A 25,353-nucleotide genomic window follows, 5' to 3' on the forward strand; every position below is an offset into this window, starting at 1 on the left:
CCAGGATCGTCTTCACCGCCAGCTCATTCACATCAAAAATCGCCACCCGCAGACCCCGATCAGCAAACGCGATCGCCAACGGCAAACCAACATGCCCACCCCCACCAACCACAACCACGTCGAAGTCGAAGCCGTATTCTGTTGACGCGGGAGCCATGTGAAGCATCCGATCCAGAAGAGTTGGGAAGCATGCAGGGTCCATTTCGACGCACTGCCGCTTGTGCGCACTCTATCCGCGTCACTTAAGTCCCAGCGGTCACGCCCCGCCGTACCAGGGAGATCGTGTCGGCTGAGGCTGCGAAGGGGTTCCGTTTCCGTATCTCAAAAGGTAGAACAGGTACTGAAATCGTTGTCCAGATCCCCGAGAGGTACGCAATGGCGCGCTCTTTGTCCAACTTCATCAACGGCGAATGGGTTCCGGCCGCCGACGGGCGAACGCTGGATGTGACCAACCCCGCCACCGGCCAGGTGTACCTGAACTCGCCGCTGTCCGGTGCTGAGGATGTCGACCGTGCCTATCGGGCGGCCGCGACCGCGTTCGAGAGCTGGCGCAAGAGCACCCCGGCCGAGCGGCAGCTCGCGCTGCTACGGTTCGCCGACGCCATCGAGGCTCGTGCCGAGGAGCTGATCGCGGTCGAGAGCGAGAACACCGGCAAGCCGCTCGGGTTGACCCGCAGCGAGGAGATACCGCCCATGGTGGACCAGCTCCGATTCTTCGCCGGCGCCGCCCGCGTGCTGGAGGGCAAGTCCGCCGGTGAGTACCTGGTCGGTCACACCTCCTATGTGCGCCGGGAGCCGGTCGGTGTGTGCGGGCAGGTCGCACCGTGGAATTACCCGATGATGATGGCGGTGTGGAAGTTCGCGCCCGCGCTGGCTGCGGGCAACACGGTGGTCCTCAAACCGTCGGACACCACGCCGGCGTCCTCGCTGTTGCTCGCCGAAATCGCCGCGGAGTTCTTTCCGCCGGGTGTCTTCAATGTGATCTGTGGCGACCGGGACACCGGCCGCGCCCTGGTTGCGCACAAGATCCCGGCCATGGTCTCGATCACCGGGTCGGCGCGGGCCGGCATGCAGGTCGCGGAGTCGGCCTCGCGCGACCTGAAGCGGGTACACCTGGAACTCGGCGGCAAGGCGCCGGTCGTGGTCTTCGACGACGTGGACATCGCCGCGGCGGCCGAGGCCATCGCGGTTGCCGGCTACTTCAACGCGGGCCAGGACTGCACCGCCGCGACCCGCGTGCTGGCCCGGGCCGGTTTCGCCGACGAGTTCGCCGCCGCCCTCGCCGAGCAGGCCAAGGCCACCCGGACCGGGGCCGCGGACGACGATGATGTGCTGTACGGCCCGCTGAACAATGCCAACCAGCTCAGCCACGTCAGCGGCCTGGTGGACCGGCTGCCCGACCACGCCTCGGTGCTGGCCGGTGGCGCCCGGCAGGGTGAGGCCGGCTACTTCTACCGCCCGACGGTGGTGTCCGGGCTGCGCCAGGAAGACGAGCAGAGCCAGACCGAGATCTTCGGCCCCGTCATCACCGTCCAGCCGTTCACCGACGAGGACGAGGCGATCCGGTGGGCCAACGGCGTCGAGTACGGCTTGGCGTCCTCGGTCTGGACGAAGGACCACGGCCGGGCGATGCGGGTATCCAACCAGCTGGACTTCGGCTGCGTATGGGTCAACACCCACATTCCGCTCGTCGCCGAGATGCCGCACGGTGGGTTCAAGCATTCCGGCTACGGCAAGGACCTGTCGATGTACGGGCTCGAGGATTACACCCGCATCAAGCACGTCATGCACAACCTCGACTTCTAGAATCGGGCCATGGCCGCACCCGGACCAGGCGCGGCCGCGCAGCCATAGACCGGGCCACGGAGCCCGGAGATCCGGAGAGTGCCATGACCACGCCGCACGTCGAGATCGAGCAACAGCGCCTGCTGAGGACCGCCATTCCCGGGCCCAGGTCCGACGCGCTGCACCGGCGCAAGGCCAGCGCTGTCTCGTCCGGGGTCAGCACCGCTCTGCCGGTGTACATCGAGCGTGCCGGCGGCGGCATCCTGGTGGACGTAGACGGCAACCAGCTGATCGACTTCGGCTCGGGCATCGCGGTCAGCACGGTCGGCAACGCCGCGCCCCGGGTCGTGCGCCGGGTCCAGGAGCAGGTCGCGGACTTCACCCACACCTGTTTCATGATCACGCCGTACGAGGAGTACGTCGAGGTCGCCGAGACGCTCAACGACCTGACGCCAGGCACGCACGAGAAGCGGTCGGCGCTGTTCAACTCCGGTGCCGAGGCCGTCGAGAACGCGGTCAAGATCGCCCGGTCCTACACCGGCAGGCAGGCGGTGATCGCCTTCGACCACGCCTACCACGGCCGGACGAACCTCACGATGGCGCTGACCGCCAAGAACATGCCGTACAAGCACGGCTTCGGGCCGTTCGCCAACGAGATCTACCGAGTGCCGATGGCCTATCCGTTCCGCTGGCCCGGCGGTGCCGAGAACTGCGCGGCCGAGGCGTTCGCGATGTTCACCGACCTCGTGCACGCCCAGGTCGGGGAGTCCAACACCGCCGCCGTCCTGATCGAGCCGATCCAGGGCGAGGGCGGCTTCATCGTGCCGGCTCCGGGCTTTTTGAAGCTGGTCTCGGACTGGTGCCGCGAGCACGACATCCTGCTCATCGCCGACGAGATCCAGACCGGCTTCTGCCGCACCGGGAACTGGTTCGCGTGTGAGTTCGAGAACGTGGTGCCGGACCTCGTCACGACGGCCAAGGGCATCGCGGGCGGCCTGCCGCTGTCGGCGGTCACGGGACGCGCGGAGGTGATGGACGCGGTGCACGCGGGCGGGCTGGGCGGGACGTACGGTGGCAACCCGGTGGCCTGCGCCGCGGCACTCGGAGCGATCGAGACGATGAAGTCGGAGAACCTGGTCGGCCGCGCCAAGCAGGTCGAGGCGATCTTCCTGCCGCGGTTGCAGCAACTGGCCGCGAAGTATCCCCAGATCGGTGACGTCCGCGGCCGGGGCGCCATGCTGGCGATCGAACTGGTCGAGGGAGCCCACGACAAGACGCCGAACGCCGCGCTCCTGGGCACGGTCACCGCCCACTGCCACTCCCAGGGCCTGGTCACGCTGACCGCGGGTACATACGGCAATGTGTTCCGCTTCCTGCCGCCGCTGTCCATCGGCGACGACCTGATCAACGAGGGACTGGACATCCTTGAGGAGGCGTTTGCCGCGTCCTGCTAGGGGGCGTCCCGGGCCGGCCCTTGCCTAGGGATCCGTCAGCCGCGAAATCGACAGCTGCGGCCGGTTTACACTTGGTGCTGCTCACCCCCCTGGGTCAGCGGTCACTGGAGGATGCTGTGGGACTCGTCGTGCAGAAGTTCGGCGGCTCGTCCGTTGCCGATGCCGAGCGGATCAAGCGGGTCGCCGAGCGTGTGGTCGCCACCCGGCGCGAGGGCAACGACGTGGTCGTCGTGGTGTCGGCGATGGGCGACACCACCGACGAGCTGATCGACCTCGCCGAGCAGATCGTTCCGGTCCCCTCGGGCCGTGAGTTCGACATGCTGCTCACCGCGGGCGAGCGGATCTCGATGGCCCTGCTGGCAATGGCTATCCAGTCCCTCGGCTACCCGGCGGAGTCGTTCACCGGATCGCAGGCCGGCGTGCTCACCACCTCGGTGCACGGCAAGGCGCGGATCGTCAACATCACCCCCGGTCGGGTGGAGACGTCACTCGCGGAGGGCAACGTCGCGATCGTGGCGGGCTTCCAGGGCGTCTCGCCGGACACCAAGAACATCACCACCCTGGGACGCGGCGGCTCGGACACCACCGCGGTGGCCTTGGCCGCGGTGCTCAAGGCCGATGTGTGCGAGATCTACACCGATGTCGACGGGGTGTTCAGCGCCGATCCGCGAATCGTGCCCAACGCCAAGAAACTCGACACCATCACCTACGAAGAGATGCTCGAGATGGCGGCGTGCGGGGCGAAGGTCCTGATGCTGCGCTGTGTCGAGTACGGGCGCCGCTACAGCGTCCCGATTCACGTCCGCTCGTCATTCTCAAACCTCGCTGGCACCTTGGTGGCCGGCTCGATGGAGGATCTCACCGTGGAACAGGCCATCATCTCGGGCGTCGCGCACGACCGCAGCGAAGCCAAGGTCACCGTCGTCGGCGTGCCGGACAAGCCAGGTCAGGCCGCGGCACTGTTCAAGGTGCTGGCCGAGGCCGAACTGAACCTCGACATGATCGTGCAGAACATCTCGACGCGCGGTACCGGGCGCACCGACGTCTCGTTCACGCTGCCCAAGACCGACGGTGTGGTCGCGATGCAGGCACTGACCCGGGTCCAGGGTCAGGTCGGCTTCGAGGAGTTGCTGTACGACGATCATGTCGGCAAGGTCTCCCTGATCGGGGCGGGCATGCGCTCGCACCCCGGCGTCTCGGCGGCGTTCTTCGCGGCGCTGGCCGATGCCGGTGTGAACGTCGAGATGATCTCGACCTCTGAGATCCGGATCTCGGTGGTCACCCGCGACACCGACCTGGACATCGCGGTTCAGGTCGTCCACGACGCCTTCGGTCTCGGTGCCGAAGAGGGCGAAGAGGCAGTTGTGTACGGAGGAACCGGACGATGACCGAAACGCGGAGTGGCCTGCGGGTAGGAGTGGTCGGCGCTACCGGCCAGGTGGGCGACGTGGTGCGGCGTATTCTCGTCGAGCGAAATTTCCCGGTGGCCGAGATCCGGTTCTTCGCCTCGTCCCGGTCCGCTGGATCGACATTGCCCTGGCAGGGCAAGGAGATCCTGGTCGAGGACGCGTCGACCGCCGACCCGGCCGGGCTCGACATCGCGATCTTCTCCGCGGGTGCCTCAACGTCCAAGGCGCTGGCGCCGAAGTTCGCCGCGGCGGGCGTGACCGTCATCGACAACTCATCCGCATGGCGGATGGACCCTGAGGTGCCGCTGGTCGTCAGCGAGGTCAACCCCGAGGCCATTCACCAGGCGGTCAAGGGAATCATCGCCAACCCGAACTGCACCACGATGGCCGCGATGCCCGTGCTGCGGCCGTTGCACGCCGAGGCCGGTCTGGTGCGGCTGATCGCCTCGACGTACCAGGCGGTGTCGGGCAGTGGCGTCGCCGGTGTCGAGGAGCTCGACTCCCAGGTCCAGAAGGCCGGCTCGTCCGCAGCCGCCCTGACGCACGACGGTTCCGCGGTGGATCTCGGCGAGCCGGTGAAGTACGTCGCCCCGATCGCCTTCAACGTGCTGCCGCTTGCCGGTTCGATCGTCGATGATGGCTCGTTCGAGACCGACGAAGAGAAGAAGCTGCGCAACGAGAGCCGCAAGATCCTGGGCATCCCCGAGCTGCGGGTGTCCGGAACCTGCGTCCGGGTGCCGGTTTTTACCGGCCACTCGCTGTCTATAAACGCCGAGTTCGCCCGGCCGCTGTCGGTGCAACGGGCACTGGAGCTGCTGTCCGACGCGCCGGGGGTCGAGGTCATTGACGTGCCGACACCGTTGCGCGCCGCCGGCCAGGACCCGAGCTATGTCGGCCGGATCCGGCAGGACGACGGTGTCGAGGGTGGTCGCGGACTGGCGCTGTTCGTGTCGAACGACAACCTGCGCAAGGGTGCCGCCCTGAACACCGTGCAGATCGCGGAGCTGATCGCGGCCGATCGGCGGCCCGGCTGAGCGCTGGACCGCTCGCACTAGGTGGTGTCGGCGCCGGTTGGGTCGGGCAGCGGTGCGTTCCAGTCGAACGGCTCGATGCCCTGTAACACCCGATTGCGTTTGCGCTTGTTCAGATGGTCGATATAGAGGACGCCGTCCAGATGCTCGGTCTCGTGCAGCAGGCAGCGGGCGAGAAATCCGGTGCCGGTGATCTCGAGAGGCTGGCCGTGCTTGTCCTGTCCGCGGACGGTGACGACGCTGGGACGACCGAGCACGGCGTACGGCCCGGGCACTGAGAGGCAGCCCTCCTCACTCCTGTCCTCAGGGCCTGCGGTGCTGACCACGCGTGGATTCACCACGTGGCCCTTGTGCTGGACGTCCTCGTCGTCGTGGCAGTCATAGACGAACACCGCCAGCCCCACCCCGATCTGGGTGGCGGCCATGCCGACCCCCTCGGCCACGTACATGGTGGCGAACAGGTCGTCGACGAGACGGGCGAGCGCGTCGTCGAAGTGAGTGACCTTCACGGTCGGGGTGTGCAGCACGGGATCGCCGACGACGACCACCGGACGAGCGGAACCAGGCATGGTGACACATTCTAGGGGGGGTTGCGTTGCGCTGTGCGTGCGTGGTTGTACCGTCAGAGGTGCCGGTCTGGAGTTGGGCGATCAGCTGCCGCCGCGGGCGAGAGCTGACGGCACATGCCGAGACTTCCGGATTCAGGTCGGGGCGGGGACAAAACCGTCCCGCCCACAGACGTAACGTCAGATTCTCAGACAGTCGCGGAGCGTTTCCGAGCCGCGTGGACCGGGCCTGCGGACAAGAGCACCGCCATTCCGGAGTTGCTGCCGGTGAGGCTGGCGCGAGCCTGCGTGCAGGTGCTTCCCGTGAGTGGGGCCGGGCTGAGCCTGCTCGACCACGACTTCCGGGTTCCGGTCGGCAGCAGCGATGATATGGCGACCCACGCCGAGCGGCTGCAGTTCACCCAGGGCGAGGGGCCCTGCCTGGACGCCGCACGTGAGCATCAGGTGATTGTCGCCGCCGCGGACGAGATCGAACGCCGCTGGCCCGCATTCGGTGCCGAATTCCTCAAGCACACGCCCTACCGCGGGGTGGTGTCGCTTCCGGTGCGGCTGAGTGGGAACACCGTCGGTGCCCTGGACCTGTTCCTGGAGAACGAGCAGGATCTCGGCAGGCTGAGCATCGCCGACGGGGTCACCGTCACCCAGCAGATCACCGACGCGCTCGCCGTTGCCCATGCGATAACCAAGTCCGCGACGGCCTGGTCCGACGAGCCGGAGCCGCTCTGGCTGCAGAGCTCGTCGGCGCGCAACCGGACCAACGTATGGGTGGCCATGGGGATGCTGATGACTCGGATGGACGTCCCGGCGGCCGATGCCTTGTCGGTGTTGCGCGCGTATTCCTACGGTCATGACGCCGTGCTCGATGACGTCGCGGACGAGCTCGTCAAGGGCACCCTGGACGTGGCCGAGGTCCAGCGCTGACGCTCAGCCGTCGTCGGCCGATGTCACCGCCCTACGCCTGACAAGCAACCGGGTGGGGGAGTTACCTCCCCCACCCGGCCGGGTTTTCAACTGTCAGGCCTTGGAGAACTTCTGCGCGGCGGAACCGTTGCAGTCCCAGATCTGCAGCCGGGTGCCGTTGGCCGTCGCGCCGGAGGGCGAGTCCATGCACCGACCCGACTGCGGGTTCTTGATCGACCCGTCGGACTGCAGCACCCACTGCTGCGCACCGGTGCCGTTGCAGTCATACAGTTGCAGCTGCGCCCCGTTCGCTGTGTTGGCTGCCGTCACGTCCAGGCAACGGTTCAACGTCTGCAGGGTGCCACCGGTGAGCGTCCAGTGCTGGTCCACCGCAGCGGCCTGGCAGTCCCACAGCTGCACCGCGGTGTTGTTGACGCCGGTGTCATCGCCGGCCACGTCGACGCACTTTCCACCCGGGCCGACAATGTTCGTCGCGGCGGTCGTGCCGCCGCCCCCACCGGTGGATCCGCTGCTGGTGCCGAACGAGCCGATCGTCATGCCCGCCGAGGCCGGGTCGGACTGGTCGATCACCGGTGCGAAGCCTGAGACGTCGTCGTAGGCGAACCCGTACGCAAGCCCGTTGAGCGAGTTGGCGTGGACCGTCTTGGAGTACAGATTGGACGCCGACTGCTGGTAGAACTTCGTCGCGTCTGTGGTCGGCTGGGTGTCGAACATGACCCGGCTGGCCGTCGACAGCGTCGCCCGGTTGAGACCCGCGCAGACGCGGGCGCCGACGGCGAGGATTGCTGTCTCGTTCGGCTGGTTCTGCGGCTGGGTGCCCCCGCTGCAGCCGAACACGTCACTCGTGCTCGGTCGCGGCAGGGTTCCGATGACCGTGCCCCCGGAGTTCGTGAACGTCATGCTGGTGCCCGAGACCGTGCCGGTGAAGTTTCCGAGCGAGGTCTGCACCGTCAGCGGGTGAGTCTGGTAGTACGTCCACACCGCGCTGATGTAGCTGTCCAGGTACGTCGGGCTGAAGACACCGTTCGCGATGCCGTGAACCGGCGCCAGGACGCGCAGCGGCAGGCCGTCGGACGAGCGGGTCTGGAGCAGTCGCGCCCAGTCGCCGCCCAGTGCGGTGATCGCGTTGAAGAGCCCGGTCCGGTTGCCGGGAATGCCTTGCGTCTGCGTGACATTGGCCGTACTCGTGACGCTCACCGTGAGCGGAATGCTGATCATGTCGACCGTCGTGGTGTTGATGAAGATGCCGTTGCCGCCGTTACTCGCCCGGGCAAACTCCGTCCAGTCGTAGAGGACGTTGGCGTTCGGGTCGCTCAACACCCAGGGAGCCGGCTCGACGAGCCCGTTGGTGGTGAGGAAGAACTGGAGCTTCGCCCCCATCGACAGGTAGATCCGTCCGCCGGACAGGTTGGGTGAGAGCGTGATGGTCTTGCTCGTGCCGTTAGCCGGTCCAGGGATTGAGACGTCGGGTGCGGCGGGATTCGGCTGGCCCGCGGGAATCGAGGACGGGAACGCGAAGGCGTGCCAGGTACCGCCGGCATCGTCATAACCTTGCTGGCCGGTCGAGCCGTTGCGCGCGATGACGTAGACATACGTCGCGTCGGCGCGGCCGGAGTTGTTGGTAATGGTGAACGGCAGCTGGGCAGCCGCCGCAGAGGCCGTCGACTGGTGCAGGCCTACGAGCACCAGGCCTTGGAGGACCAGGAGGGCGGCGACCAGACCGGTTCGCCGTAAGAACCTGAACACGTGCATGCATCTACTCCGTCGGGGGATGGTGGGACGCCGCCGGGGGACGGCTCGGGGACTGTGCTGTGCTGGCTCGCCTACACCAGGCGCCGGCCGCACCGCACGATACCCACCTAAAATAGCTTGTATTAAGTCGTGACGCATCTCCGGCCAACGGCGGCGCCGAAGCGGTCAACCTCTAGTCGACGTCCGTTGACCATGCAGTCATCGGGGCCGGGGCCGTCCGGATCATCGACCACGAGACCGGCGGTAGGTCGATGCACAGTAGGTCGCCATCGATGCGGTGGCTTGTGCTTGATCGGGGGCTGACGCGATTAGGCGTCTGCTTGGAGTTCGTGGCGAGGAAGTCAGCGCCTCCGAGCACAGTGTGTTCGACGACCTCCTGGGCGATTGCGCCGGCCAGACGCAGCCGTAGGTCGCCGGATTGGTGTTCGTCGCGGTTGACCGCGAAGACCGTGATTTCACCGGTATCAGCGTTGTGGGTTGCGGTGACGTCAACGGCGGGCACGTCCCCACCCGTCTCGGAGTGCAGGTTGGGTGACACCGGTTCGATGCGCAGCACGTCTCCGCGGGCGTGGCGTGCGGTCAGGGCGAAGGGGTAGAAGATTGTCTGTCGCCAGGCGTCGGTGTCGGGCTCGGTCCTGATCGGGGCGATGACGTTGACGAGTTGGGCCAGGCAGGCTGCGGTGACGCGGTCGCTGTGGCGAAGCAGGCTCATGAGTAGGCTGCCGAGGACTACGGCATCTTCAACGGTGTATTCGTCTTCGATCAGGCGCGGTCCGTGAGCCCAGTCGAGGTGATCTTGGACGACGAGGCGGTTTTCATACCAGAGGTTCCACTCGTCGAAGGACAGTTTGAGTTTGCGACGTGATCGCTTCTTGGCCGCGATGTGGTCGCACGTTGCGATGACACCCTCGATGAACTGGTCCATCGTGTGAGCCGAGGCCAGGAATCCGGCCCGGTCGTCTCGGTGGTGTTCGAAGTAGGCGTGCAAAGAAATGAAGTCGACGACATCGAAGGCTTCGTCGAGCACATCGGCTTCCCAGGACCCGAAGGTCGGCATCCGCTCGCTCGAGCTGCCGCAGGCCACCAGCTCTATAGATGGGTCGATGCGGCGCATGGCCTTGCCGGTCTCGGCTGCAAGCCGGCCGTATTCGCGCCCGGTCTTATGTCCTATCTGCCAAGGTGCGTCCATCTCGTTGCCCAGGCACCACAGTTTGATGTTATGGGGTTCGGTAACACCGTGCTTGATGCGTAGATCGGAGTACTGGGTGCCGCCGGGGAAGTTGGAATATTCGAGCAGGTTGCACGCCTCCTCGACCCCTCGTGTACCGAGGTTCACCGCCATCATCGGCTCGATCTCGCATTGGCGTGCCCACGCCATGAACTCGTTCAGCCCGAAGGTATTCGGCTCGATGGATCGCCACGCGAGGTCCAGAGAGACTGGCCTTTCTTCCAAGGGTCCAACGCCGTCCTGCCAACGGTAGCCGGAGACGAAGTTGCCACCCGGGTAGCGGACGGTGGTGATACCGAGCTCCTTGGTGAGCTTGACGACGTCGAGGCGGATGCCATTGACGTCGGCTTCGGCATGATCGGGCTCATAGATGCCGCCGTAGACGCAGCGGCCCATGTGTTCAACGAATGAGCCGAATAGCCGGGGTGGGACCGCGGCGATGACGAAAGCTGGGTCGATGGTGGCTGTGCAGGTGAACACACCTGTCTCCATTTTCTGTTCAGAGGTGCGGGATTATTTGATGCCGGTGCTGGCTACGCCCTGCACGAAGAAGCGCTGCAAAAGAAGAAAAGCGATGGCTAGCGGGGCCAGGGATATGGTGGCGCCGGCCATCAGTGCTGCGTGGTCGACTCCGGAGGCGCTGGAGAACAGAGTCAGTGCCGCGGGCAGGGTTTGCATATTCGGATCGCTGGTGACCACCAGCGGCCATAAGAAGTCATTCCACAGCGCGGAGAACTGGATGATGAACAGCGCTGCGAGTGCTGGCTTGGCGTTGGGCAGGATGATTCGCCAGTACAGCGTCAGGTTTCCGGCGCCGTCGACGCGGGCCGCGTCGTCCAGTTCGCGGGGTAGCTGCAGAAAGAATTGGCGGAGCAGGAAGATTCCGAGTGCGCTCGTCGCCCGGGGGATGATCAGGCCCTGGTAGGAGTTCAGCCATCCGAGGTGAAAGAGCGTCAGGAACACCGGTACCAGGGTGACCTGGAACGGCACCATCAGTGTGGCGAGGACCAGGACGAAGACCAGGTTCTGGCCGCGGAATCTCAGCCGCGCCAGAGCGAAGGCCGTCATCGAGTCGAAGAGCAGCAGAAGCAGGGTGGTTCCGCCTGCGAACACGAAGGTGTTGATGATCAACCTGGTGAACGGTAACTGGTCAAGCACGGCCCGCACACCGTGCGTTGTCCAGTGCTGGGGCAGTAGACGAGCCGGGTCGGCATAGAGGTCCGCGCTGGTCCGAAAGGCGACACCGAGCATCCACAGGAAGGGCACGACCATCGCCAGGGCGCCGATCGCGACGATCGACCACGACAGCACCGTGCCCGCCCGAGCGGCCAGCCGCAACGCCGCACGCCCCCGCGGCGCCTGAGACGGCTGGCGGCTCGCAGCCCCGGCCCGCAACGCTCTCTCTGGCTTGAGGACGTCAGTCGACATCGCGGTATCTCGAGATTCGTAGTTGGAGCGCCGAAATGGCCAGGATGATTACGAACAGCACCCAGGCGATTGCGCTGGCGTATCCCATCTGGAACTCGACAAATCCCCTCTGGTATAGGTACATCACGACCGACTCGGTATGGAAGACGGGGCCGCCGCTGGTCATGGAGAACACCAGGTCGAACAATTGCAAACCGGTGACGGTGGCAATCAGGGTGGTGAACAGCAGCGCCGGACGTAACGCCGGCAGCGTCACGTATCGAAACCGTCCCCACACTCCCGCGCCGTCAAGAGTGGCGGCCTCGTAATGATCAGCGGGGACCTGCTGCATACCGGCCAGCAGCACGATCATGGTGAAACCGACGTTCTTCCAGATCCCGACCGCGATCACAGTAGGCAAGGCAAGGCTGGTCGACTGGAGCCACTCTGGCGGCGAGATGCCAAGGCCGGTCAGCCAGGCATCCACCAAGCCGACCTGCGGGTCGAGGAGGAACTTCCAGATGATGCCGACTACCACCAGTGAAGCGATGAACGGAAAGAAGTAGGCCGTGCGGAGCAGAGCCGAGTACCAGGTGGTCCGCCGCAACCGGGACGCGAGCGCGAGCCCGAGCACGACTTGCCCGACGGATACAGCGACCGTGTACACGATGGTCACCCGCAGCGCGTTCCAGAAGCGAGAATCTGTATATAGCTTCGTATAATTCGCGAAACCAACGAACTTGTGGGTCGCCTCCCCGACCGTCCAGTCATGCAGGCTCATCCAGCCCGACTGCAGAATCGGCTCGGCGATAAAGACCGCAATGAGTATGAGGCTGGGCGCGATGAACAGGTATGCACTGTTGAAGCGCCGCGGGCGCCGCTGTGTCGCAGCGGCGGCGGTCCGCTCGGGTGTCTGAATGGCAGTCATCGTGCTCCTTTCGGGCTGGGCCACGGTCGCTGGCCGTGACCCGGCCCGGTGCGTGTCAGCTCGACTTGCAACCAGTCAATGCGTTGATCTGCTTGGCCGCCGCGTCAGCTGACGATTGCACGTCGGCGCCCCGTTCAATCTTTTGGATGAACGGGACGTACACATCGGAGTCGATCTGGGTCGCATTCTGCTGCCCCGCGAGGTACAGCTTTCCGTGGGAGAGGGCCTTGGCGAAGACGGACACGGTCGGAAGATTGGCGATCTCGCTACTGAGGTCAGTCCGTGCCGGTGGGAAACCGGAGATCTTGGAGAACTGCGTCTGCGCTGCCTGGCTCGTGTACCACGCCAGGAAGGTCTCGGCCTGGGCCAGGTGCTTCGTCGAGCGCTCGATCATCAGCGGCACGGTGGAGGCCAGCGTGACCGGACCCGCCGAGCCCACTGGCACCTCGGCGATCCCGAGGTTGATGCCGGCGGACTTGTAACCCGCGGCTGCCCAGGGGCCGTTGATCTCCATAGCCGCCTTCTTCGAGGCGAAGAGGGTGTCGGCATCGGCGCCGGCCTGCCCGACCGGGCTGATGTGGCCCTGGCTGACCAACTGGCTCCACTTAGTCAGGGCTGCCACGCTGGCAGGCTTGTTTATCGTGGCGCAGTTGTCACTACCGACGATGTCTCCACCACTCATCCACTGCAGGATGGGCCACATCTGGATGGTATTGTTATCGGCAAGTGAGAGCCCGTACTGCGACGGTTTGCTACCGGACCCGACAGTAAGCTTCTTCGCGTCGGCGATGAATTCCTCTTCGGTCGCCGGGGCGGCGGTGATCCCCGCCCGGGTGAACATGTCCTTGTTGTAATACAGGACCAGAGTTGCGACATTGGCCGGGACCGCATAAAGCTTGCCATTGACCGTGAACGCCGACTTCACCGCGGGCGGGAACGCGCCGGCATTGATCTGAGTCGCACCGGTACCGACGCTGGAATCCAACGCCGCTGCCGAGTTTGTCTTCGTGTAGTTGAAGACCGAGCCGGGGTCGGGGCTGGGTGTCGCCAGATCAGGTCCCTGACCGGTAGCCCAAGCCGCCGGTAACTTCTGCCCGACGGTGGCCCACGGCTGCACGGCCATGGTCACCTGAATGTCAGGATGGGTAGCGTTGAACTGCTTGATCAGCGCCTGGTAAGAAGGTTCGTCCGGGCCGGTGAAGCCGGTCAGCATGCTCAGATGAACCACCTTTCCAGAAGATCCGGAAGACTTGCCGGAACCGCTGCTACAGCCGGTGACGACTAGGCAGGCGATGGTTGCGGCGGCCGTGAGGACCGCCGATCGCCGATACGCGAAAGGCATGCAGATCGCTCCACTTCGAGACGCGGCCGGCGCCAGGATGGCGTGAGGCCAATGGGTGGGATGGTGCCGTGCTACCTGGGGTTGCGTCGACAATTTGGGCTTATTCCGAAAAGGGATGAGCTCCGCAGGATTCACGCACCACGAGCTCGACGGGGAGCACCGTGTGCGTCGGCTGCGGAATGGTGCCAGCCACGAGATCGAACAACAACTCCGCCGCCTTGCGGCCAAGAGATTCCGCTGGAACCCGGACCGTGGTCAAGCCCGGCGTCGTCAAGCGAGACACACCGAAATCGTCGTAGCCAGCGAGGGCGATGTCCTCAGGGACGCGCAGGCCGCGAGCCCGCATTTCGAGCAGTGCCCCATGCGCCATCTCGTCGTTGGCAGCGAAGATCGCCTGTACATCAGACATGCTGTCGAGGATGTCGCGGGCAGCAGCCTGGCCCGACTCCTCGCTGAAATCACCCACCGCCAATGTGTGCGTGCAGGCATGGTCGGAATCGGCCAGTGCCCGGCGGAAGCCGGCGTACCGGTCGATCGCCGTCTGGTGGTCCAGCGGACCGCTGATGTGAGCAATCCGGCGCAGCCCGTGCTCATCGACCAGGTGCCGCGTGATAGCCACGGCACCGGCGGTCTCGTCCACGCCGACGCTGACCGCATTCGGCTGATGTGGAAAGCGGCCGATGAGCACCACGGGCATCGCGGCCGCGAGCATCCGATTCACATTGGGATCATTGATCGAAGCCGACGCGATAATGGCCCCCGACGCGGCCTGGGAGCGCAATACCTTTTCATAGGCCGCCACCCCATGGGTCTCGTCGGGGTTCGTCGAGATCATCACGGCCGCGTCGCTCGCATTGGCTTGGGCCGTGATGCCGACCAGCAGGTGCATGAAGTAGGGATGACCGAACACGTGCTGACCCGTGTTCGGGACAACGATCGCGATGGAGGCCGAGCGACCCGACCGTAGGGCGCGCCCGGCCGAATTGGGGACGTAGCCCAGTTCGGCGGCAGCCGCGTGCACCTTGTCCTTGGTTGCCTGGCCGATGCGGGGATGGTCGGCGAGCGCCATCGACACCCCGCTCGTAGAGAGTCCGACAACCGCGGCGATGTCCTTGAGGGTGACATTCCCCCGACGACTCGAAGCAGCCGCGGTGGCGCCGGTCGAGAGACGACCAGACCGGTCTCCCTGGCGCGAAACAACGCTGTCCAGCGCGACGACCTTGCCTTCCTCGCTGGGGGTCGCCGTCATGATCTGCGTCCTGTCAGCAGGGCTGACCCACTCGAGCAGGGGACAAAGCGCCACGGCACGTAGCGGCACGGAGACTCCCAGAACCTACGCATAGCGACCTGTCCTTTCCGCCGATGGGCATGGGTGGTTCATTCGTCGTCGTGTCCACCTGTCACGTGTCACCTGTCACCGGCTCATCAGGCGGAGCGGAGAAGTTGCTACAACGTTTCAGCAAGGCGACTGTAGGCGCCGTCCGTGGCGCCGTCAATAGGTGCGTGGAGGGCTGATACAGCGAGGCCGGTGTTGTCGGTTGTGAGCACGGTTGAGGAGGTTCAGCCAGATGCTGCCGCGCTCGGAACCGGTCGGTCCGGCGAGTATCAGCGGCTTCTCGGCCACCGGCCGCCGACACCACCGAAGCCTTGACGAGGGACAGGTAGTCGGCAATATTCGGAAATGGATACTTGACTTAGTGACGTGGGCCACGTATATCTTTGATGCTTGAACGATTGAGCGAACGCGGCTGAAAGCTGCTGGGAACCTCGGCAGACACCCGGATCCCCGCACGTCTACCTCCTGGCGTCGGGCTTCGTGCCTGTGACGGCGCGCCCGCGGTGCCACTGACGATTCCGACATCGGCCGGCCTGGGATTCGTGCGTTCACTCTCTGCCCGCGTCCGTCTGCGCACCTGGGTGTGGCGCGCAATCTGTGTCCAGGCACCTGTCGAAAAGTCGGCCAACAAAGACCGAGCAGCGAAGCAAGCCAACGAATAGGAGCTTTCATGCCCACCCGTTCCAGATCACGACGCCTCTGGTTTCCGACACCACGGGGACGAAGTCCCGTCGCCGCGGTCCTCGCGGCCACCGCCGTGGCCGCCGGATCACTGATCGCGGTCTCCACCAGCGCGCACGGCGCGACCCCTATGCCGTGCGACATCTACGGCAGCGCCGGCACCTCATGTGTCGCCGCGTACAGCTCGGTCCGCGCGCTCTACGCAACCTACAATGGGAGCCTGTACCAGGTGACCCGAGCCTCTGATAACACCGCCTACGACGTGGCCCTGCTCGTGGCAGGAGGCTATGCGAATGCTGCCGGGCAAGACTCGTTCTGCTCCGGCACCACCTGCACCATCACCAAGATCTACGACCAGTCACCGCAGCACAACGATCTCACGATTGAACCGGCGGGAGTGCAGGGCCCGGCCAATGTGGGCGCCATCGCGAACGCCCTTCCGGTCACCGTTGCCGGTCACGCCGCCTACGGTATCTACCTGCCACCCGGTACCGGGTACCGGCGCGCGAGCACATCCGGAATCGCCAAGAACGGCCAGCCCGAGTCCATGTATGAGGTGGCCAGCGGCACGAACGTGAACAACGGGTGCTGCACAGACTTCGGAAACGTGGAGAGCACCGAAACTGACACCGGCGCCAGCCACATGGACGCCCTGAACCTCGCACTCCTCAACGCCCCTGGCAGTGCCGGACACGGTCCCTGGGTTGAAGCTGACCTGGAGAACGGCGTCTTCCAGGGCGGCACCGCGGTCAATACATCCAACACCGGTAACGCGAGCAAGTTCGTCACTGCTTTGCTCAAGAACAACGGCCAGACAACGTTCGCGCTCAAGGGCGGCAACTCCCAGACCGGTGCCCTGTCGACCTGGTACAGCGGTAACCTGCCCACCGGATATTCACCGATGCACCAAGAAGGCTCCATCGTGCTCGGCACCGGAGGCGACAACAGCAACCGGGGTACCCAGTCCTTCTACGAAGGCGTCATGACGGCCGGCTACTCGACCGACGCGGCTGACAATTCCGTTCAGACCAACATCGTGTCGGTGGGTTACGCCGGGGTCAGCAGTGGTGGTGGGCCGGGCTCAACCATCGTCGGTCCGGGCGGCAAGTGCGTCGACATCGCAGGCGATGACACCGGCGGCAACCTGGCGGTGGCACAGCTCTGGGACTGCCAGTCGCTCGCGGCCGATCAACATTGGTCAGGCAGCGCCTACGGAAACGGCACGCTCGGAACTCTTGGACGTTGCCTTGACCTCGCCGGCAACGGCACCGCCAACGGGACGAAGGTGGAACTCTATGACTGCAACGGAATCGGAGGCCAGCAATGGATCCCGCAAGCCAACGGCTCCCTCAAGAACCCCCAGTCGGGTCGATGCCTGGATGACCCCAGCGGCAACACCGCCAGCGGCACCGCTCTCCAGCTCTATGACTGCAATGGCAACGCCGCCCAAGTCTTCACCATCACCTCAGGAACCCCGATCATCGGTCCGGGCGGCAAGTGCGTCGATGTCGCAGGCGATGACACCGGCGGCAATGGCGCAGTCGTGCAGCTGTATGACTGCCTGACGATCGCAAGCTTTCAGCCCCTGGCCAAAGACCAGCAATGGAGGCTCAACCCCGACCAAACGATCAGAACACTGGGCCGCTGTCTCGACCTGAACGGCAACGGGACAGCGAACGGAACCAAGCTGGAACTCTACGACTGCAACGGCGTGGGTGGACAAAAATGGGTGCCTCAGCCGAACGGTTCGCTGCTGAACCCACAATCAGGCCGTTGCCTTGACGACCCCAGCGGCAACACTGCCAACAACACCGCCCTGCAACTGTATGACTGTAATAGCAACCCCGCACAGGTGTTCACCTTCAACTAACCACACGGAGTGACTCGTCCTGGCCGATATTTTTTCGGCCGGTCTTTCAAGTAAGACCGTCTTGGCTGGGTGCGCGAGCCGTTGCTCGTACCTGGCTCCTTCCGAATCCCCAGCGTCAAAACCGACAACAACAAGAGGGCCCCTCAAAGCGAGGGGCCCTCTTGTTGTTGGTCGAGCACATGGGACGCTATTCCCGGTATGCAGAACAGACCAACGGACAAGCGGCTCTTCGCCCTGGTCCCCGGAAGTTCTGGCCTATCCGACCTGCGGCTCCCCTCGGCTGCGCCGCCCCCGCTGGACGTTCGCCTCGACGGGAGTCGTCCGAAGGCGGAGTAAGTGGCTGTCCACGGAGCTGTTCCTTCTCCGCGAGCGCCAGCAGGGCTCGGCTGAACTGGGTGACGTCGATCTCGGGCTGGCCAACGCTCTGACGCTGATGACCCGCTCGCCACCGCGGCTGCCGGCAACCACCAGGCTGGGAACGGTGCTCCCTTGAGTGGGTATTTCGGTTCGCCCGGTAGTAGTAGTGGACGAGCCGCCAGGACACCGAAGAGATCTTGACCAGCAGCGGCGGCACGAGGGTCAGCCCAACGACGACGTGCAGTGTGAGCAGGGTCCGCGGACGGAGGATGACGGTCACTACTTCGACCGTGAAGAGGATCAGTGGGACCATTTAGGTATTGACTGTCAGACGGGCGTTCGCTTCCACGAAGCGGCCCGGGTGGCGTGGCATCGCGGGCGTCGTTATGGGGCGACGAGGGGTAGGGCGGCCAGTGGGATGTGTTGTTGGCCGGCGTGCATGTCTCGGTCATGCAGGCTGCCTTGGCTGACCGGGCGGGGGAACGATGCTTTGATGACGCGCAGGTAGGGCAGGGTGAACAGCTGCACCTGCTCGGGTGAGACGCGATAGAGCTGCGCGATGGCCGCTGCGGTGATCAGTTCCTCGGCTGTGCGGTAGGCCTGCTCGTCGGGCATGAAGGCTTCGAGGGTGACCCAGAAGGGGCCGGCGTTTTTGGAGCGGATTTCTACAGCGAGCTCTCCCAACGTTGCTGGCGAGGTGGGCTCAGGCATGGGCCATCGCGATTGCGGGTCGGTCGAGGACGGTGCGGAACAGTTCGGTCGGGGAGCCGACCGCGACGACGTGGTTGAGCACGAACTCATACGCTGCGCCGCGTTCGGTTTCGGCGGGTGAGGTGGCGAAGGCGAAGCTGGGCAGGTGGGTTGCCCCGGGTAGGGGGAGGTGCAGCAGCAGCGGGTTGGCGACCTTGGCGATCGCGGTGGCGGTGGCTTGCTCGCTGGCGCGGGTCAGCAGCATGACGCCCACCTCGTGGGGATGTCCGCGGTGCGGGTCGGCGGCGCCGAGGATGGCGTTGTGCCCGTAGAGGCGCAGGTCCATGGCGTAGTCGGCCGGGGTGAGGCCGAGGACGTGCTGCACGCGGTCGTGGACCACGGTGTTGAACAGGGCGGCCCACTCATCGATTGAGGCGAGAATGTGCGGGTCACGGATTCCGACGAAGGACATCGTTTCGTAGCCGGCGATGGCGGATCCTTCGAGCTTGTTGGTGTACTGCTCGGCTGGTTCGAAGCGGGAGTGTTCGACGCGGACCCGCCGCTCGTCAAGCGCGGTGTAGGTGGCGTCGGTGACGATGATCGTGCCTGCCGGTTCGCGCATCTGGTGGGGGTTGACGGTCTCATACAGCATGTGCGCGGCCACCGACTGCGGAGTGCAGGCCGAGGCGGGATCGAGCGGTTCGAGGGTGAAACCGTCGGCGTCGATGGTGGCGAACACACCCCCGGCCCGCGGATCGGTGGTGCACATGCCACCGCATTCGACTATCTTCGCGGCGTGCCAGCACGCGCCGGCGGGGTATCCCATCATCAGCGGATACGCGGCGGCGAGCGCGGTGTCAGTGGCACGCCCGGCCAGGATCACGTCGGCGCCCGCCAGCAAGGCGTCGGCGATCGGTTCGTGACCCATCATGGCCACCACGTGCTCGCAGCTGCGCAGCGTCGCGGCCTCGAGCGGTGCGGATGGGGCCAGCGGCTGGATGCGGCCATCTTCCAGGGCCGTGACGAGGTCTGCGGGGTGTTGTTCGCTGTAGATGGTCGCGACCTGCAGGGTGAGATTCTCCTGGGTGAGGATGTCGCGGGTGAGCGCGGCGATCCAGTCCACGCCGGAGTCGGTGCCGCTGGTGCCGCAGGAGCCGATGATCAGTGGGATCTGCGCTTGGGCGGCGGCGCGCAGCAGGATGCGCAGGTCGCCGGCGACGGCGGCCGCGGTCGTTTTCGCGGTGCCGGTGCCCAGGTAGTGGGGACCTGAGTCGGTGGATCCGCCGTCGACGGTGATGACGTCAGCGCCTAGCTCCAGCCCGCGTTGGACGGTTTCGGGGGAGAAGCCGCCGCCGAGCATGCCGGTGGGGGTCAGAATGCCGATCTGGATCGGCGAGTGCGGGGTGCGCGTCACGGTGATGGGTCTCTTTCCTGTACGGCGGGGTTAGGTGACGTCGACGTCAACGAGGGCGTCGGGGGGCAGATAGAGCGCGATCGGGCCGGTGGGCGGGGCGCTGGCGGTGGCGGCGATGAGGTCCACGGTGCCCACGCGCAGGCGGTAGAGGTAGTGATCGCCGAGGAACTCCACGGACCGGATTTCCGCGGGCCAGCAGTTCTCAGCACGGGGTTGATCCTCAGGCAGCAGCGTGATGGCCTCGGGCCGGATGGCGACGGTGACGGTGTCCGCACCGGTGCTGGTCGTCGCGGCCAGTGTCAGGGGTGCCGGGGTGCCGGCAATGAGCAGCTGATGGCTGTCCGGTGAGGTGCGACTGAGGTTGCCGGTGAGAAGGTTGCATTGCCCGACGAAGCTGGCGACGAATCGGTGGCTGGGATGGTGATAGATCTCCTGCGGGGTGCCCGTCTGCAGGATGTGACCCTCGTTCATCACCAGTATGCGATCACTCATGGACAGGGCTTCGTCTTGGTCGTGAGTGACGAAGATGGTGGTCAGCCCGAGGCTGTGCTGCAGGTCTTTGAGCCACACCCGGGCGCGTTCGCGTAGTTTCGCGTCCAGGTTGGAGAACGGCTCGTCCAGCAACAGCACGGTGGGGGAGTACACGATCGCGCGGGCCAGGGCGACGCGCTGCTGCTGTCCGCCGGACAGCTCGTGGGGGTAGCGGCCACTGAGTTTGGCGATCTCTAGCAGCTCCAGGCTTTGTTCCACTTTAGTGCGCAGTTCGGCGCGGCGGGTCTTACGGACCCGCAGCGGGAAGGCGACGTTGTCAAAGACCGTCATGTGTGGCCAGATGGCGTAGGACTGGAAGACGATGCCCAGATTGCGGTCTTCGGCGGGCAGGTCGGTCTTGGTGTCGGCGTCGAAGTAGGTGGTGTCCCCACAGTCGATCCGTCCGGCGTCCGGGTGCTGGAACCCGGCGATCGACATGAGCGTGGTGGACTTGCCGCAGCCGCTGGGCCCCAGCAGCGTGAAGAGCTCCTTGTCCGCGACGGTGAAGCTCACGTTGTCCAGGGCGCGGGTGCTGCCGAAGCTTTTCACCAGCCCGGTGACGGTGATGTCAGGCATCGGAACGTCCCCGGATGAGCCGGCGTCCGACCAGTAGGCCACCGAGACCGAGAACCACGATCGTGATGGCTACCTGGATGCAGGCCAGGGCCGCGACCGGTCCGGTCGCGCCTTGAGCGAAGCTGTCGAGCATGGTGACTCCGATGATTTCGTTGCCGGGGCGGACCAGGAACACCGCAGGGTCGTAGTCATTGAGGATGGACACGAACATCAACACGAACGCCGCGAACACCGCCGACCCGATCTGGGGCAGCACGATGCGCCGGCTGACGGTCAGCCACCCGGCCCCGGAGGCGCGCCCGGCGTTGTCCAACGCTTCGCTGACCTGGCTCAGGGACGGATAGAGCACGACGTAGGCCAGGGTGGCGCTGCGGACGCTGAGCGCCAGGGCGATGCCCCAGATGCTGTTGCGCAGTTGGCTGCCCGGCGGGTTGACCAGCAGAAACGTCCAGAAGAACCCAATGCCGATGATGATGCCGGGGATGGCACGCGGGTAGAGCATCGTGTATGGCAGCGTCCTGCGCATCGGCAACCGGGAGCGGTGCGCGACCAACGTCGCCGCGGCCACGATCACGGTGGTCACCAGCGCACCGATGAAGGCGATGAGGATGCTGTTGGTGATCGAGCGGGAGAAGACCGGGTCGCTCATCGACCGGTAGTTATCGCCCGTGATCAGCCTCCAGGGTGCGATCAAGGGGGTGAGCACCCGCACGCCCGAGGCCAGGACCAGGCCGAGCAGCGGCAGCACCGAACTCAACAGGACATACAGCGTCGCGACCGCGACGGCGGGCCAACGCCACCAGCCCAAGGTCAGCGATCGGGTGCGCCCGGCGCGGCCTGACACGGCGACGAACCGCGCCTCGGCGCCGATGAGCCGGCTGCGCACAAACAACAGGACGGTGGCGATCACGAGCAGCACCATCGCCCCGGCGCTGACCGAGCCCGGGTCGGGGGAGGTGGCATTCGACCAGGTGCTGTAGAGGTAACTGGCCAGGAAGTTGATGTTGCGGGGCTGGCCCAGGATCAGCGGGATGCCGAGAGCTTCGATGGCCAGAGTCAGGGTGAGCAGCGCCGAATTGAGCAGCGCTGGGCGCAGCAGCGGCAACGTTACCCGGCGCAGGACCATCCCAGCGGATGCGCCGGAGCTGCGGGCGGCATCTTCCAAGGTCGAGTCAGCGTTAGTGAGCGCCGCCCGGCAGGTGAGGAACGTGATCGGGGCAGTCACGCAGCCGCCCAGGATCGACATGCCGGTGACCGAGGACAGGTCGGGCAGGGTGATCCCCAGATGTTGACTGAATAGTCCGGTGACGTAGCCGCCTTGCCCGTAGAGGGTGTTCCAACCCAGCAGCAATCCCAGCCCGGGCATGACGATCGGGACGATCACCAGCGCCGAAAGCACCCGGGTCCCGGGCAGGTCGGTCCGCGCGCACAAAACCGCGAACACCGCGCCGATGATGACCGCCAACACCGTCGCGCCGACGCCGAACTCGGCGGTGTTCCGGGCGGCGTTCCAAAACGCCGGGTCACTGAACAACTGCCGATACGGGGCCAGGGTCCAGTGCCCGCCGCCCTGATACAGCGGCCGGTCCCGCAATGATGCGTACAGCAGCGGCAGGATCGGCCCCAGGACGGCCAGGGTGATCAGCACCCAGACCACCGTTTGGGCGGTACCGGCGGGGCGCAGCCGCCGCCGGTACCGGGCCTCGGGCGCCGACGCACCCGGAAGGGGCGGCCGCTGCATCGTCAGCGTCATCTCATCACCTCCTCTCTCGCGGGAGGGGCCGTGGTGGTGTCGCCGTGGTGGGTGTCATCGTGGTAGCTGTGCCGTCCGGGTCAGTTATGGAAGGCGGTGTGCCAGCGGGCTGTGAACGACTTCTGATCGTCGGTGATCTTCTGGTTGATGGGCACGAGGAAGGTGTTCTGCTGGCCGCCGACCGCCTGATAGACCGCCTGCAGGGTTGCCTGGCAGCCGGTGGGGGTGAAGTCGGTGCGGTAGGCGTTGAAGCCGCCGCTGCACATCGCCTGCTGGCCGGCGGTGCTGTACAGGAAGTTTTCAAACAGCTTGGCCGAGTTGGGGCTGCTCGCGCCGGCAGTGATGCCCATCGCGCGGGGAATGAGCGGCGTGAAGTCCTTCATGTACTCCCAGTCCACGACGCCTTTGAATTGGCCCAGCGCACCGCGCACAAGCCCGGATTCCAGGTAGCCGATTGACGCGCCGCCTTGGGCGACGGTCTGCAACATCGCACCGCCGTCGGCAGCGGGCTTGGTCTGCGGCCCCAGGGTGTCCAGAATCGACCATCCCTTCTTCTGCACCAGCCCCCAGGACGAGGCGTAGCCGAAGGTGTTGTCGATGGTGTATGTGCTGAGTTTGCCCTGATACTTGCCGCTGCTGACTGCTGAGCTCAGCGCCGCGAAGGTGTCGGGGACCTGGGACTTGCTGACCAACGCCGTGTTGTAGATGGTGATCGCCGGGTCGGCCGACAACACGAAGACGCCGGGGAATTGCTTGGCGAAGGACGGGTAGTGCGCCATCACATCGGTCGGCGTGTAGTCGATGACGGTGTGGTTTTTCGACGCGTTCAGCCAAAGGTTGGGGGCGCTGGCCACGATGATGTCCGCGGTGCGCGCGTGGGTGCCGTGCTCGGCGGCGTACTTGGAGAACACCGTGTTGTCATCCACGTCATACGGGGTGACTTTGATCCAGGGGTAGGTGGCGTTGAACGCCTTGACTACCGGGGCCCACAGCTGCGCAGGCGGGTTGCCGTAGATGATCAGCCCGCTTTCCTTTTTCGACGCCGCGACCAAGTCGGTTGAGCCAGCGGGCCCGCGGACCGAGCTCGAGGAGCCCGGTGCGCTGGCCGAGGCAGAAGGAGACTTGGAAGAGCTGGAACTGCACGCCGCCAAGGCGGCTGCCGAGAGCGCGACCACCGCGACCATGGCCAGTCGGGAGCGCCGCCGGAGAGGGACTGTACGCATAGGAAGTCTTCCTTTCGCCATAATCTACATGCTATGGCAACGGGTAGTGAGTGTGAGCAGAGGGATAAATGTGAGCAGGAACGAGCCTGTTACGGGCGTCGGGAGCGCAGCCGGGGCAGCGCGGCGGCGTGACTGTGGGCAAGCATCAGTTGTTCGGCCTTCGGACCGTCGCCCGCTACGACGGCCTCGTAGATCGCGCGGTGGTGGCGGTAACGGGCGTCGGTCGCGCCCGGGTCGGCCCGTACTTCGGTGCGCAACACGCGGCGCCGTTCTCCGGAATCGAAGGCATCGACCATGCGGAGCATGTGCAGCAGCATTGGACTCCCGCAGGCCTCGTCGAGGACCTCGTGGAACTCCCGCAGCCGCGCCCAGACCTTGTCCACGCCCGCTTGGACCTCTCGGTCGCTGAGCCCGTGTTGGGCGAGAAGTTCCCCGCGAATGGCGTCGGCCGCCTCGAGGGCTGACGCCATCCGCTGCAATTGGGTCTCGCTGGCGCGGGCGGCGGCGAAACGGGCGGCCAGGGACCGCAGAGTCGACTCGATCGTGCTGATGTCCGCGATTTCGGCGTCATCGAAATGCGCGATGTGCACCGAGCGGGGGCCGCGGTGCTCGACCAGGCGATCTTGCTCCAAGCGCCGCATCGCCTCGCGGACCGGCGTCGGGCTGATGTTGAGCAGCTCGCCCAGGCCGCGTTCGGTGATCTTCTCCCCGCGAGCCAGCCGACCGTCCACGATCGCGTCCCGGAGCGCGATGTAGGCCTGGTCGGCCAACGTCGGAGAGCTGAGCTGCGGCAAGCTGGACATGCCGCGAGCTTATTTGCTATTGCATGCCTGTCAAGTAACGGTTGCGTATCGCGGCCTGCTGGTTGGTGGTCGGCAGCGTGATGATGAAGCGGGCTCCGCCGGCGGGACTGTCGGCGACACTGATGCCGCCGCCGTGTCCGATGGCGATCTCCCGCGCGATGGCCAGCCCTAGGCCCAATACCGTTCAGTTAAGCTTACAGCGGTGTAGTTTGGTGGTATGCCTCGTGCTGGGTGGGTGAAGCCGGAGTCGGATCGTCGGTTGTCGGATTTGGTGTCGGTGGGGGTGTTGACCCGGG

At 65.6% G+C, this 25,353-nt stretch carries 20 protein-coding genes; 6 read left to right on the forward strand and 14 right to left on the reverse strand.

Annotation, left to right across the window (positions count from 1 at the left end):
- Positions 1 to 375 precede the first annotated feature (375 nt).
- The 4 genes from RM423_RS20270 to RM423_RS20285 all read left to right on the forward strand — a co-directional run bounded on the left by RM423_RS20270 (position 376) and on the right by RM423_RS20285 (position 5,682).
- Complete coding sequence (locus tag RM423_RS20270) at positions 376 to 1,806, forward strand: gamma-aminobutyraldehyde dehydrogenase (protein ID WP_311424860.1); 1,431 nt, start codon at positions 376 to 378, stop codon at positions 1,804 to 1,806.
- Between the two features lie 83 nt (positions 1,807 to 1,889).
- Entirely contained in the window at positions 1,890 to 3,239 is a 1,350-nt protein-coding gene (gabT, locus tag RM423_RS20275) for a 4-aminobutyrate--2-oxoglutarate transaminase (protein WP_311424861.1), read from the forward strand.
- A 116-nt stretch (positions 3,240 to 3,355) separates the two neighbouring features.
- On the forward strand, positions 3,356 to 4,627 hold the full coding sequence (locus tag RM423_RS20280) for an aspartate kinase (protein ID WP_396327807.1): 1,272 nt from the start codon (positions 3,356 to 3,358) through the stop codon (positions 4,625 to 4,627).
- Positions 4,624 to 5,682, forward strand: a complete 1,059-nt coding sequence (locus RM423_RS20285; protein WP_311424863.1) for an aspartate-semialdehyde dehydrogenase — start codon at positions 4,624 to 4,626, stop codon at positions 5,680 to 5,682. The genes RM423_RS20280 and RM423_RS20285 overlap by 4 nt, the downstream gene beginning before the upstream one ends.
- Before the next feature lie 17 nt (positions 5,683 to 5,699).
- Here RM423_RS20285 and def read toward each other — a convergent pair whose 3' ends face one another.
- Positions 5,700 to 6,248: a peptide deformylase gene (gene def / locus RM423_RS20290; protein WP_311424864.1), complete on the reverse strand. Its 549-nt coding sequence runs from the start codon at positions 6,246 to 6,248 to the stop codon at positions 5,700 to 5,702.
- A 114-nt stretch (positions 6,249 to 6,362) separates the two neighbouring features.
- On the opposite strand from def, the gene RM423_RS20295 reads away from it, so the two are divergent.
- On the forward strand, positions 6,363 to 7,166 hold the full coding sequence (locus RM423_RS20295) for a GAF and ANTAR domain-containing protein (protein ID WP_311424865.1): 804 nt from the start codon (positions 6,363 to 6,365) through the stop codon (positions 7,164 to 7,166).
- 93 nt (positions 7,167 to 7,259) lie between these two features.
- On the opposite strand, the gene RM423_RS20300 is transcribed toward RM423_RS20295, so the two are convergent.
- The 6 genes from RM423_RS20300 to RM423_RS20325 form a co-directional block, all read right to left on the reverse strand.
- Positions 7,260 to 8,918, reverse strand: coding sequence for a beta-1,3-glucanase family protein (locus tag RM423_RS20300; RefSeq protein WP_311424866.1), 1,659 nt, complete (start codon positions 8,916 to 8,918; stop codon positions 7,260 to 7,262).
- A 172-nt stretch (positions 8,919 to 9,090) separates the two neighbouring features.
- Positions 9,091 to 10,626 (reverse strand): arabinosylfuranosidase ArfA, encoded by a 1,536-nt coding sequence (gene arfA / locus RM423_RS20305; protein WP_311424867.1) that lies wholly within the window; start codon positions 10,624 to 10,626, stop codon positions 9,091 to 9,093.
- A gap of 33 nt (positions 10,627 to 10,659) precedes the next feature.
- The gene (locus tag RM423_RS20310; RefSeq protein WP_311424868.1) at positions 10,660 to 11,574 is read right to left on the reverse strand and encodes a carbohydrate ABC transporter permease; all 915 of its coding nucleotides are present in this window, start codon (positions 11,572 to 11,574) and stop codon (positions 10,660 to 10,662) included.
- On the reverse strand, positions 11,564 to 12,505 hold the full coding sequence (locus RM423_RS20315) for a carbohydrate ABC transporter permease (RefSeq protein WP_311424869.1): 942 nt from the start codon (positions 12,503 to 12,505) through the stop codon (positions 11,564 to 11,566). Before RM423_RS20315 ends, RM423_RS20310 begins: the two co-directional genes overlap by 11 nt.
- 31 nt (positions 12,506 to 12,536) lie before the next feature.
- Complete coding sequence (locus RM423_RS20320) at positions 12,537 to 13,694, reverse strand: ABC transporter substrate-binding protein (RefSeq protein WP_311424870.1); 1,158 nt, start codon at positions 13,692 to 13,694, stop codon at positions 12,537 to 12,539.
- 229 nt (positions 13,695 to 13,923) lie between these two features.
- Positions 13,924 to 15,072: a LacI family DNA-binding transcriptional regulator gene (locus RM423_RS20325; RefSeq protein WP_311424871.1), complete on the reverse strand. Its 1,149-nt coding sequence runs from the start codon at positions 15,070 to 15,072 to the stop codon at positions 13,924 to 13,926.
- A gap of 757 nt (positions 15,073 to 15,829) precedes the next feature.
- On the opposite strand from RM423_RS20325, the gene RM423_RS20330 reads away from it, so the two are divergent.
- A complete protein-coding gene (locus tag RM423_RS20330; protein ID WP_311424872.1) occupies positions 15,830 to 17,710 on the forward strand; it encodes an arabinofuranosidase catalytic domain-containing protein in 1,881 nt (626 codons plus the stop codon).
- Between the two features lie 741 nt (positions 17,711 to 18,451).
- On the opposite strand, the gene RM423_RS20335 is transcribed toward RM423_RS20330, so the two are convergent.
- The 7 genes from RM423_RS20335 to RM423_RS25920 all read right to left on the reverse strand — a co-directional run bounded on the left by RM423_RS20335 (position 18,452) and on the right by RM423_RS25920 (position 25,235).
- Positions 18,452 to 18,778, reverse strand: coding sequence for a DUF4387 domain-containing protein (locus RM423_RS20335; RefSeq protein WP_311424873.1), 327 nt, complete (start codon positions 18,776 to 18,778; stop codon positions 18,452 to 18,454).
- Entirely contained in the window at positions 18,771 to 20,117 is a 1,347-nt protein-coding gene (locus RM423_RS20340) for an acyclic terpene utilization AtuA family protein (RefSeq protein WP_396327808.1), read from the reverse strand. The genes RM423_RS20335 and RM423_RS20340 overlap by 8 nt, the downstream gene beginning before the upstream one ends.
- Positions 20,118 to 20,201: 84 nt before the next feature.
- Complete coding sequence (locus RM423_RS20345) at positions 20,202 to 21,278, reverse strand: ABC transporter ATP-binding protein (RefSeq protein ID WP_311424875.1); 1,077 nt, start codon at positions 21,276 to 21,278, stop codon at positions 20,202 to 20,204.
- On the reverse strand, positions 21,271 to 23,031 hold the full coding sequence (locus tag RM423_RS20350; RefSeq protein ID WP_311424876.1) for an ABC transporter permease: 1,761 nt from the start codon (positions 23,029 to 23,031) through the stop codon (positions 21,271 to 21,273). Before RM423_RS20350 ends, RM423_RS20345 begins: the two co-directional genes overlap by 8 nt.
- Positions 23,032 to 23,111: 80 nt before the next feature.
- Positions 23,112 to 24,254, reverse strand: coding sequence for an ABC transporter substrate-binding protein (locus tag RM423_RS20355; protein WP_311424877.1), 1,143 nt, complete (start codon positions 24,252 to 24,254; stop codon positions 23,112 to 23,114).
- A gap of 89 nt (positions 24,255 to 24,343) precedes the next feature.
- Entirely contained in the window at positions 24,344 to 25,057 is a 714-nt protein-coding gene (locus tag RM423_RS20360) for a GntR family transcriptional regulator (protein WP_311424878.1), read from the reverse strand.
- Between the two features lie 16 nt (positions 25,058 to 25,073).
- The gene (locus tag RM423_RS25920; protein ID WP_396327806.1) at positions 25,074 to 25,235 is read right to left on the reverse strand and encodes an ATP-binding protein; all 162 of its coding nucleotides are present in this window, start codon (positions 25,233 to 25,235) and stop codon (positions 25,074 to 25,076) included.
- Positions 25,236 to 25,353: the final 118 nt, after the last annotated feature.

Origin of the sequence: Jatrophihabitans lederbergiae, assembly GCF_031845305.1 — a bacterium.
Classification (GTDB): Bacteria; Actinomycetota; Actinomycetes; order Mycobacteriales; family Jatrophihabitantaceae; genus Jatrophihabitans_A; species Jatrophihabitans_A lederbergiae.